9 protein-coding genes are annotated in these 10,341 nt (G+C 70.5%); 4 read left to right on the top strand and 5 right to left on the bottom strand.

Features of this window, described 5'->3' with window-relative positions; translation table 11 throughout:
* The first annotated feature begins 32 nt into the window (after window positions 1–32).
* Window positions 33–569 (top strand): NUDIX domain-containing protein, encoded by a 537-nt coding sequence (locus tag M2271_RS19200; protein WP_280888469.1) that lies wholly within the window; start codon window positions 33–35, stop codon window positions 567–569.
* A gap of 2 nt (window positions 570–571) precedes the next feature.
* Here the strand turns inward: M2271_RS19200 and M2271_RS19205 are convergent, their stop codons facing one another.
* On the bottom strand, window positions 572–2,938 hold the full coding sequence (locus tag M2271_RS19205) for a glycoside hydrolase family 31 protein (protein ID WP_280888470.1): 2,367 nt from the start codon (window positions 2,936–2,938) through the stop codon (window positions 572–574).
* A gap of 213 nt (window positions 2,939–3,151) precedes the next feature.
* Here M2271_RS19205 and M2271_RS19210 point away from each other — a divergent pair, with 213 nt between their 5' ends.
* Complete coding sequence (locus tag M2271_RS19210; protein ID WP_280888471.1) at window positions 3,152–5,119, top strand: acetoacetate--CoA ligase; 1,968 nt, start codon at window positions 3,152–3,154, stop codon at window positions 5,117–5,119.
* A 16-nt stretch (window positions 5,120–5,135) separates the two neighbouring features.
* Here M2271_RS19210 and M2271_RS19215 read toward each other — a convergent pair whose 3' ends face one another.
* Both M2271_RS19215 and M2271_RS19220 read right to left on the bottom strand, forming a co-directional pair.
* Window positions 5,136–6,011: a hypothetical protein gene (locus M2271_RS19215; RefSeq protein ID WP_280888472.1), complete on the bottom strand. Its 876-nt coding sequence runs from the start codon at window positions 6,009–6,011 to the stop codon at window positions 5,136–5,138.
* 239 nt (window positions 6,012–6,250) lie between these two features.
* Window positions 6,251–6,436, bottom strand: a complete 186-nt coding sequence (locus tag M2271_RS19220) for a hypothetical protein (protein WP_280888473.1) — start codon at window positions 6,434–6,436, stop codon at window positions 6,251–6,253.
* Between the two features lie 7 nt (window positions 6,437–6,443).
* On the opposite strand from M2271_RS19220, the gene M2271_RS19225 reads away from it, so the two are divergent.
* Together M2271_RS19225 and M2271_RS19230 are read left to right on the top strand one after the other, a co-directional pair.
* Complete coding sequence (locus tag M2271_RS19225) at window positions 6,444–6,716, top strand: hypothetical protein (RefSeq protein WP_280888474.1); 273 nt, start codon at window positions 6,444–6,446, stop codon at window positions 6,714–6,716.
* A 24-nt stretch (window positions 6,717–6,740) separates the two neighbouring features.
* Window positions 6,741–7,634 (top strand): hypothetical protein, encoded by an 894-nt coding sequence (locus M2271_RS19230; protein WP_280888475.1) that lies wholly within the window; start codon window positions 6,741–6,743, stop codon window positions 7,632–7,634.
* A 68-nt stretch (window positions 7,635–7,702) separates the two neighbouring features.
* Here M2271_RS19230 and ptsP read toward each other — a convergent pair whose 3' ends face one another.
* Both ptsP and M2271_RS19240 read right to left on the bottom strand, forming a co-directional pair.
* Window positions 7,703–9,373, bottom strand: coding sequence for a phosphoenolpyruvate--protein phosphotransferase (gene ptsP, locus M2271_RS19235; protein ID WP_280888476.1), 1,671 nt, complete (start codon window positions 9,371–9,373; stop codon window positions 7,703–7,705).
* Between the two features lie 78 nt (window positions 9,374–9,451).
* Window positions 9,452–9,901, bottom strand: coding sequence for a PTS glucose transporter subunit IIA (locus M2271_RS19240; protein ID WP_280888477.1), 450 nt, complete (start codon window positions 9,899–9,901; stop codon window positions 9,452–9,454).
* Window positions 9,902–10,341 lie beyond the last annotated feature (440 nt).

The raw sequence follows: 10,341 nt of genomic DNA on the forward strand, positions 1-10,341 counted from the left end.
CGCTCCTCAGTTGATCGGATACAGTCCGCCGCGTGTCCGAAACTCAAGCCTCCACCCCCAACTTCACGCCCGGCTCCCACTGTTCGAGCTGTGGAGCTCCCTACGGAGAGGGCGTCTCCGGCTGGCCCCGCACCTGTCCGGCCTGCCACACCGTGGCCTACCGCAATCCGCTCCCGGTCGCCGTGGCCCTCCAGCCCGTGTACGACACACAGGGCACCGCGCTCGTGGTCATCACCCGAACCATCGCCCCCGAGCGCGGGGGCGTCGCCTTGCCCGGCGGTTACATAAACGACCGCGAGGACTGGCGGCAGGCCCTCGTCCGTGAACTCAAGGAAGAGACCGGCATCGACGCCGCGAGCCGCGAGATACGGCTCGTCGACGCGCTGAGCTCGCCCGACGGTCACCTCCTGCTGTTCGGGACCCTGCCGGAGCGCCCCGTCGACGGCCTGCCGCCCTCCGCGGCCACGGACGAGACCGGGGGCTGGCATCTGCTGCGCAGGCCGGAGGAGCTCGCCTTTCCGCTGCACACCCTGGCCGTGCGGGCCTGGTTCGAGGGCCGGTACCTCTGAGCTCAGATGGTCCCGAGTCCTCGTACCCGGACCGGGTGAGGCGGCTGGCTCAGGCCGTCCTCACCCTCCCGCTCGACCACCACCTGCCGGCCCTCCCAGCGGGCGACGTAGCGCTCGATCTCCGGTTCGTCCCAGCCGTCGCCCGCGTCCCGCACGACCAGGCCGCCGCCGCTCCGTCCCCGAACGGGTGCCCAGACCTCCAGTTCCAGCCCGCCGTCCTCCCCGCGCACGGGAAGGACGGCTCCGGCGCGCGCGAACACGGGAACCCGCGCCAGGGGAGCGTCCACGAGTACCTGTCCGGGACCCTCGTGGACCTGCTCCGTCGTGGTGTCGTACCAGCGCCCCCGAGGCAGCTGCACCGCTCGCCGGTCCGTCCCCGGGGCCAGCACCGGAGCCACCAGCAGACAGTCGCCCAGCAGGAACGTGTCCTCGCAGTCGCGCAGCGCGCGGTCCTCGGGCGCCGCCCACCACAGCGGCCGTACGTAGGGCGCCCCCGTCCCCCGGGCCAGATGCGCCAGGGTCACGAAGTACGGCAGCAGCCGCCGGCGTTCGACGAGCGCCGCGCGCGCGTGCTCCAGCACCTCGTCCCCGAACTCCCACGGCTCCCTGCGTCCCGCCCGCAGACTCGCGTACGTGCGGAACAGCGGAAGGTAGGCGCCCAGTTGGAACCAGCGCAGATAGAGCTCGGGCGACGGACTCCCGCCGAAGCCGCCCACGTCCGGCCCCGAGTACGGCACCCCGCACAGCCCGAGGCTCATGACCAGGGACAGTGCCGCCCGCAGCCCGGGCCAGCCCGTGGCGACGTCTCCGGACCACGCCCCGCCGTAGCGCTGCATGCCCGTCCACCCGGAGCGCGAGAACACGAAAGGCCGCTCCTGGGGAGCCAGTTCGCGCAGCCCCTCGTACCCGGCCCGGGCCATGCACAAGGCATACACGTTGTGCGCCTCGCGATGGTCGCCGCCCCGCCCCTCCAAGGAGTGCCTGGCCGACCTGGGCAGCGTCGACTCCCCGAACGCGGTGAACGAGGTCGGTTCGTTCATGTCATGCCAGAAGCCCGAGAAGCCCTGAGCCAGTCGCTCCTCGTAGAGGCGGCCCCACCACTGCCGCACGCGCGCGTGCGTGAAGTCCGGGTGGACGGACTCCCCGGCCCGGACGACCCCCCGTACCAGCCGACCCGACGCGTCCCGCACGAACGCGTCCTCGGCCGTCCCGCTGTCGAACACGGTGTTGCCGGGTTCGGCCCTGACCGCCGGATCGACGATCGACACCAGCCGGATCCCGTCCTGCCGCAGATCCTCGGCGAGCTGGGGCAGTTTCGGGAAGCGCTCCCGGTCGACCGCGAACACCTGGCGGGCGTCGTAGTGGTCGATGTCCAGATGGATCGCGTCGAGCGGCAGATCGCGTTCCAGATAGCCCGAAACGATCCGCCGCACCTCCTGCTCGCTGCCGAAGCCCTCTCGCACGTGATGGTGACCGAGCGCCCAGGCGGGCGGCAGCGCGGGCGCTCCGGTGAGCGAGGCCCAGGCGAGCAGCACGCGCGCGGGAGTGCCCACCATCACCCAGCAGCGCAGTGGACCGCCGTCCATCCGCAGCTCGCAGGTGCCGTCGCGGTCGTGCCCCGACCCGGCGCCCTCCTCGCCCTCCCGCAGGGTCACCGTGCCGTCCCATGAGGTGTCGTGGAACACCAGATGCGTCGCTGCGTCGGCCACCACCACCTGGACCGGCATCGTGAAGTACAACGGATCGTCGTCGGGGCCGAAGGGACGTCCTGGATCGGTGTTCCACAGCCGGTATGTCCCGTCCCGCAGCCGCGGGCCCGAAGCCCGCCCGCCGAGCCCGAAGAACCGCGCATCCGCGGCCACCTCCGAGCGCTGCATCCAGCGCGCCGGACCGCCGCCCGTCGGCTCCCACCACCGCGGCGGCAGATCCCGGCGCAGCCGCACACCGCCGGGGGTGAGGACCTCGATCGCGCCGTGCCGCGAGACGACGACCGTCACCCGCTCGGCCACCACCCGCCAGCCGCCGTCCTTGTCCGGCTCCAGCACCGCCCGCGGGTCGGGCTCGGGGCAGCGGCCCGCGAGGGCGTACGACGGCTCCGGAGCCGCCCCGTCCCAGCCCCAGAACACCGCACCGTTCACCGCCACGGAGATCCGCAGCTCGGAGCGGCTGAATCGGACCACACCGCCCCCGGGCCCAGGCTCCACGGCCTGCATCGGCCCGGGCACCCGCGCCCGTTCGGCCCCCCGCGGCGGCAGACCCGTGGCATCGGCACGCCTCCTGCGCCATGCGGCCCGTACGGTACGCAACCTCTGGGCCGCCCCCGCAGAACCGACCGTCTTCACCGAACGCACCAGGTCACGACCGTCCATGCTGCTCAGCCTGCCATTGACAGGCCCCGATGTGTGCGTCGTTCAACTTCCGTTCACCCATGCTGGGACCACATCTTCACGACACGGACTATGTGGGGCACGCCCTGGTGCAGGCGTCGATCACATGGCATCGTCCGTGTCAGCCGCGTCACGCGCACATCCCAGCCCGTGCGCGAAGAACGCACACGAAGCGCAGAGTCCGGGAGCCGCCCCATGCCGACCGTGAACCCCCAGCCTCTCTGGCAGCCCGATCCGGAACGCGTCGCCCGGGCACAGATCACCAGGTTCCAGGCCTGGGCGGCCGACCACCACGGTGCCCCGGCCGAGGGCGGCTACCCCGCCCTGCACCGCTGGTCGGTGGACGAGCTGGAGGCGTTCTGGACAGCCGTGACGGAGTGGTTCGGCGTACGTTTCACGACCCCCTACGCGCGCGTGCTCGGCGACCGCGCGATGCCCGGCGCCCAGTGGTTTCCCGGAGCCACCCTGAACTACGCCGAGCACGCCCTGCGCGCGAGCGCCACCCGCGCGGACGAGCCGGCCCTCCTCCACGTCGACGAGATCCACGAGCCCCGCCCTGTGACCTGGTCCGAGCTGCGCCGCCAGGTCGGCTCCCTGGCCGCCGAGCTGCGTGTCCTCGGCGTACGCCCCGGAGACCGCGTCAGTGGCTACCTCCCGAACATTCCCCAGGCCGTCGTCGCCCTGCTCGCCACGGCCGCCGTGGGCGGCGTCTGGACGTCCTGCGCCCCCGACTTCGGCGCCCGCAGCGTCCTGGACCGCTTCCAGCAGGTGGAACCGGTCGTCCTGTTCACGGTCGACGGCTACCGCTACGGCGGCAAGGTACACAACCGTCGCGACACGGTCGCCGAGCTGCGCCGCGAACTGCCCACCCTGCGCGCGGTCGTCCACATCCCCCTCCTGGGCACCGAGGCCCCCCAGGGCGCCCTGGAGTGGTCGGCCCTGACGAGCGCCGACACCGAGCCCGTCTTCGAGCAGGTGTCCTTCGACCATCCCCTGTGGGTGCTCTACTCCTCGGGCACCACCGGCCTTCCCAAAGCCATCGTCCAGTCCCAGGGCGGCATCCTCGTCGAGCACCTCAAACAGCTCGGCCTGCACTGCGACCTCGGCCCCCAGGACCGCTTCTTCTGGTACACGTCCACCGGCTGGATGATGTGGAACTTCCTCGTCTCCGGCCTCCTCACAGGCACCACGATCGTGCTCTACGACGGCAGCCCCGGTTACCCGGACACCGGCGCCCAGTGGCGGATCGCCGAACGCACGGGGACCACCCTCTACGGCACCTCCGCCGCCTACGTCATGGCCTGCCGCAAGGCCGGCCTGCGCCCCGGCCGCGAGTACGACCTCTCCACGGTGCAGTGTGTCGCCACCACCGGATCGCCCCTGCCGCCCGACGGATTCCGCTGGCTGCACGACGAGGTCCGCGACGACCTGTGGATCGCGTCCGTCAGCGGCGGCACCGACGTGTGCTCCTGCTTCGCAGGAGCTGTACCGACCCTCCCGGTCCACATCGGCGAACTCCAGGCGCCCTGCCTGGGCACCGACCTGCAGTCCTGGGACCCGAGTGGCCACCCCCTGGTCGACGAGGTCGGCGAACTCGTGGTCACCAACCCCATGCCGTCGATGCCGATCCACTTCTGGAACGACCCCGAAGGCAGCCGTTACCACGACAGCTACTTCGACACCTATCCCGGAGTGTGGCGACATGGCGACTGGATCACCGTCACCGCACGCGGCTCGGTCGTCATCCACGGTCGTTCCGACTCGACGCTCAACCGCCAAGGCGTGCGCATGGGGTCGGCCGACATCTACGAAGCGGTCGAGCGTCTCCCCGAGATCAAGGAATCCCTCGTCATCGGCGTCGAACAGCCCGACGGCGGCTACTGGATGCCCCTGTTCGTGCACCTGGCCCCGGGAGCCGTCCTCGACGAGGCCCTCCTGAACCGCATCAGGCAGACCATCCGTGAACAGCTCTCGCCACGGCACATCCCCGACGAGGTCATCAAGGTGCCCGGCATCCCGCACACCCTCACCGGAAAGCGCATTGAGGTCCCCGTCAAGCGCCTCCTCCAGGGCACGCCCCTGGAGCGGGCCGTCAACCCGGGCTCCATCGACAACCTCGACCTGCTGCACGTCTTCGAGGACCTGGCCCGCAAGCGAGCCTGACAGCCTCCTGGACCGGTCACCCACCACAGGTGGCCGCGGACTCACCGAGCACCAGGGCGAAGTCCGAGGCCAGCCGCACCGCGTCGGCCGGTCGGAGATCGGCCACGGAGATCCGTACCTCCGGGCCGGCCGCCATCCGGAACCGGGCACCCGCCGCGACCCACCAGCCGTACGACCGCAACCCGTTCACCACGGCTGACTCGTCCCGCACCGGAACCCACAGGTTCATCCCGCTCGCCCCGTGGGCCTCGGTGCCGCGTTTTGCGAGCTCCTGGAGGAGAGCGCTCCGGCGTGCCTCGTAGGTCCGCTCGGCGCGCGTCACCAACGCGCGTGTGCCGTCGTCGGTCATCAGCCCGTACACGGTCTCCGGGAGCAGATGACTGACCCAGCCCGAGGTCAGCAGCAACCGCCCGTCGTGCCGGGCCAGAGTGGTCGCATCACAGGCCGCGGTCGCCCACCGCAAGTCGGTCCCCAGGGACTTGCTGACCGTGCGCACATGCACCCAGCGCGTCAGCCCGCCGCCGGTCAACGTCCACAGGGGCGCCTTGGCCACGGCCGACGCGTGGTCGTTCTCCACGATCAGCACATCGGGCTCGTCCCGCAGCGGAGCGACGAGTTCGTCACGGCGCGCCTCGGAGAAGCATCCGCCGTACGGATTCTGCGCGCGCGGACTGCACACCACAGCGCGCACACCCGCCGGCAACACCGCCCGCAGGGCTTCGGGCCGCGCGCCGTCGTCGACGGCCGTGGGAACGATCCGCAGCCCCAAGGCCGTGACCAGATCCAGCAGATGGTGGTAGCCGGGATCCTCCATGGCCACCCCGTCGACGGGCCGCAGTTCCACGGACAGCAGCCGCCCGATCAGATCCAGGGCCCGGTGCGCGAACGTCACGTGCGCCACGGTCACACCGTCGGCCCGCAACCAGTCGCGCGCGGTGTCCTCCAACCGCGCCAGCCGCGGTGTCGACCGGTGCGACCGTGCCCCGGGGGACAGGCGGCTGGGCGGTACGAGACTGGGAAGCAGCCGAGGATCAGGGTGCCCGCCGGACAAGTCCCACAGCTCCTCCGGGACTTTCGGCGGTCGTCGTGACGCCACCGCCGGAGCGGGCCCCACCGTGCCCTGTACTTCACCTACGTCTCGGGTCTCTCCATCACCCAGGTCGGCACTCTCGTCGCCGCGGCGGGGCCATCGGCATCGCCGGCGCACCGATCGGCGGGCGCATCGCCGACCGCGTCCCCCACACCCGCGCCCTGCCGGACCTCCAACTGCTCGGCGCCCTGGCCTCCCTCGCCCGTGTCGGCGGCCACCTTCACCATGGCCGAGATGCCGCATGCCACCGTGTCCTGGGAACTGTCCGTCGCCCTCGCCCCCGACGCCGCCCTGGGCTCCTACCTCGGGGTCCACGGCCTCGCCCAGTCCGCCCAGCGCAGCATCGGACCACTCGCCGTCACCACTGCCATCGCCAACGGTCCCTCCGGCTGGACTGCCTTCGGCGCCATCATTGCTGTGACCTGCATAATTCAGCACCGGCTCGTCCGCGACCGCCTTGCAGGGACCCCATTGTCAGTGCCGCCAGTTACTGTGAGTGAGCATTGATCGACTGCGCACAGGGGGAAAAAAATGGCGCACACCCAGCACCAGACCATGCGACGCGTCCTGCGCCGCGAAATCGCCGGCACCATCGGTCTGCTCACCGACGAGCACGACTTCCGCGCGATGCGGCGCTACCGCACCTTCGCCTTCGACGACCACAAGACCTATCTGCAACAGGTCGAAGATCTCCTCAGGACCCGCGCCGCACAGGGCAGCCACACCACCGTCGCCCTCTTCGACCCACAGGAGTACGCCGAATTCTGCGCGGACGCAGGCCTGGACCCTGACATCCCGTCGAGCCGCACCCGCTTCACCGCAGAGCTCGCCGGCACCGGCCCGACCATCCCGTACGACGGCCGGCCCCTGACCGAACTCGTACCAGCCCTCGTGGACGAAGCCGTACGACAAGCCACCTGGGAGTACGCGAACACGCTTCTGGCCCGCCTGGGCTCGTGCGCCTCCTGCAGCGAGGACATCGGCCGCGGGGCCTTCGTCCGCGCCTCACACCTGCTCGTCCGTATCCTCGACACCGCCCACCCGGGCAACCGCCACCTCGTCTGCAGCGTCACCGGCACTCCGGAGACCCTCGTCTCCGTGCTCCACGCAGACGAGGACGCCGACGGCGCCACCCAACTCGACGAGGCCGAAGCCCTGGAGTTCACCACCGTCCTGGCCCTCGGCCTTGCCACCCACAGCCCCGGTGGCCTCGTCATGCGCACCAGCGCCCCGGGCACTCCGGACCGCATCTACGGCTGGCGCCTGCGCGGCGAAGGCCTCGAACCCCTCACGGCCGGCGAGGTCTTCGACGCCTACTGCACCGACATCGACTCCGGCGACCTCATCTCCCCGGAATCGGATGTCGACTATTGCGTGCCACCCGACCTCGGAGACACGGGACAGCCGACGGGACACCGCCACTGAATGCCTGAGGGGCACCCCACCCGCAGGTGGAGTGCCCCTCGGAGACGGCCGACGGCGGCTTGGGCCGACTACTCGCCGGACAGCACCGCCTGAGCAGCGTTGCGCGCCGCCTCGGCGCTGTCCGTGGCCCGCGCGGCCGCCGCGGCACGCTCACACTGCGCCAGCGTGTACTTCGCCAGCGTCGCCCGGACATAAGGAAGAGAAGCCGCTCCCATGGAAAGCGAGGTGACCCCCAGACCGATCAGCACACACGCGAGCAGCGGGTCGGAGGCCGCTTCACCGCAGACACCACAGCTCTTGCCCTCGGCCTTCGCCGCCTCGGCGGACAGCGCGACCAGGTCGAGCAGCGCTGGCTGCCACGGATCCTGCAGACGCGACACCGCACCGACCTGACGGTCCGCGGCGAAGGTGTACTGCGCGAGGTCGTTGGTCCCCAGCGAAAGGAACTCGACCTCCTGCAGGATCGAGCGCGCCCGCAGTGCGGCGGACGGGATCTCGACCATCGCACCGAACTTCGCCCGCAACCCCGCCTCACGGCACGCGTCGGCGAACGCCTTGGCGTCCGCGCGGTCCGCGACCATGGGAGCCATGACGTCCAGATGGACCGGCAGCCCCTCGGCGGCCTTGGCCAGCGCCGTCAACTGTGTGCGCAGCACGTCCGGATGGTCGAGCAGCGTCCGCAGCCCACGCACGCCCAGCGCCGGGTTCGGCTCGTCGCCCGGACTGAGGAAGTCCAGCGGCTTGTCCGCACCAGCGTCCAGCACCCGCACGACGACACGCCCCTCGGGGAACGCCTCGAGGACCTGCCGGTAGGCCTCGACCTGCTTCTCCTCCGACGGAGCGTTCTTGCTGTCGTCGAGAAAGAGGAACTCGGTACGGAACAGACCGACGCCTTCGGCCCCGGCCTCGACCGCCGCAGGTACGTCGGCCGGACCGCCGACGTTGGCCAGCAGCGGCACCTTGTGACCGTCGGACGTGGCACCCGGACCCGTCGAAGCGGCCAGCGCGGCCTTGCGCTCGGCGGCCGCGGCCGCCATCCGCGCCTTCTTCTCCTCGCTGGGGTTCACGAAGATCTCACCGGTACTGCCATCCACGGCGATCATCGTGCCCTCAGCCAGCTCCCCGGCACCGGGCAGCGCCACCACGGCCGGCACGCCGAGCGCCCGCGCCAGAATCGCGCTGTGGCTGGTCGGCCCGCCCTCCTCGGTGACGAAACCGAGCACCAGAGCCGGGTCCAGCAGCGCCGTGTCGGCCGGCGCGAGGTCACGCGCGATAAGGACATACGGCTCGTCACTGTCCGGCACACCGGGCATCGGCACCCCGAGCAACCGGGCGACGATACGATTCCGCACGTCATCGAGGTCGGCCACGCGACCGGCGAGGTACTCACCGGCCCCGGCCAGCAGCGCACGGTAGGCGGCGAAGGCGTCGTACACCGCACGCTCGGCCGTGCTTCCCACCGCGATACGGCGGTCCACGTCCGCCATCAACTCGGGGTCCTGGGCCATCATGGCCTGCGCCTCGAGCACCGCCTGGGCTTCGCCCCCCGCCAGATTGCCGCGCGCCATCAGGTCGGCCGCCACAGCTTCCACGGCCTTGCGGGCGCGCCCCTGTTCGCGCTCCGCGTCCTCTGCCCGGATCTGCTTGGCAGGCGGCTCCAGCACCGCCGTTCCCATGTGCCGAACCTCGCCGATCGCCACTCCGTGGCTCACACCGACGCCTCGCAGCGTTGTCTCCATCTCACCCGTCTCCGATAGTGCGGCGGGTCCCGCCGCCGCGGTGGTTGTCCCTGCGTGCCGTCCTACGAGGGCGTTATGTCAATTCCAGACGAAGAGAGTGTCGCCTGTCTTCACATCGCCGTCCTCACGGAGTTCGGCGAGCGCCTCGGCCGTCGCTTCGAGAGCCACGACGGGACAGACGGGAGATTTGCCGACGGTCTCCACCGCGGCCGGGTTCCAGCGCACCACGCTCTGGCCGCGCGCAACGGTGTCGCCCTTGTTCACGAGCAACTCGAAGCCCTCTCCGTTGAGTTGCACGGTGTCGATGCCGAGGTGGGTGAGTACACCGCGGCCCTGCGCGTCGACCACGACGAAGGCGTGCGGGTGCAGCGAGACGATGACTCCGTCCAGGGGCGACACAGCCTCGGAGGGCTCACGCACGGGGTCGATGGCCGTCCCCGGGCCGACCATGGCCCCGGAGAAGACCGGATCCGGCACTGCGGCCAGTCCGATGGCGCGTCCGGCAAGAGGGGACTGCACGGTGGTCATGGGAAGCCTCCCAGGGGTGGAGATCCGTATGCTCCGTCGCTACCTGTCCCGGACGGCGCACTGTTCAGCAGCGTATGTCACCTGTAGTACCGGTTCGGCGCGGGCGTACGGCTGATGGTCCAGACCATAGCCGCAATCAATTTGCACCCGTCTCACGGCCCCGTGTACAGTCGGACCCCTGCTCGGGACGGCGCGAAGCAACCCTGCGCCTTAGTCCAGCAGCACCCAGCTTGTCAGATCCTATCTCAGGGTCACTTTCTGCATGCCTGCAGAACGGTGGTCAGAGGGCCGGAAAAACACTGATAGAGTTTGGAACACCGAAGGGAAGCGCCCGGAGGAAAGCCGCGAGAGAGTCTCTCGGGTGAGTACAAAGGAAGCGTCCGTTCCTTGAGAACTCAACAGCGTGCCAAAAGTCAACGCCAGATATGTTGATACCCCGT

Origin of the sequence: Streptomyces sp. LBL (assembly GCF_029893585.1) — a bacterium.
Taxonomy (GTDB): Bacteria; Actinomycetota; Actinomycetes; order Streptomycetales; family Streptomycetaceae; genus Streptomyces.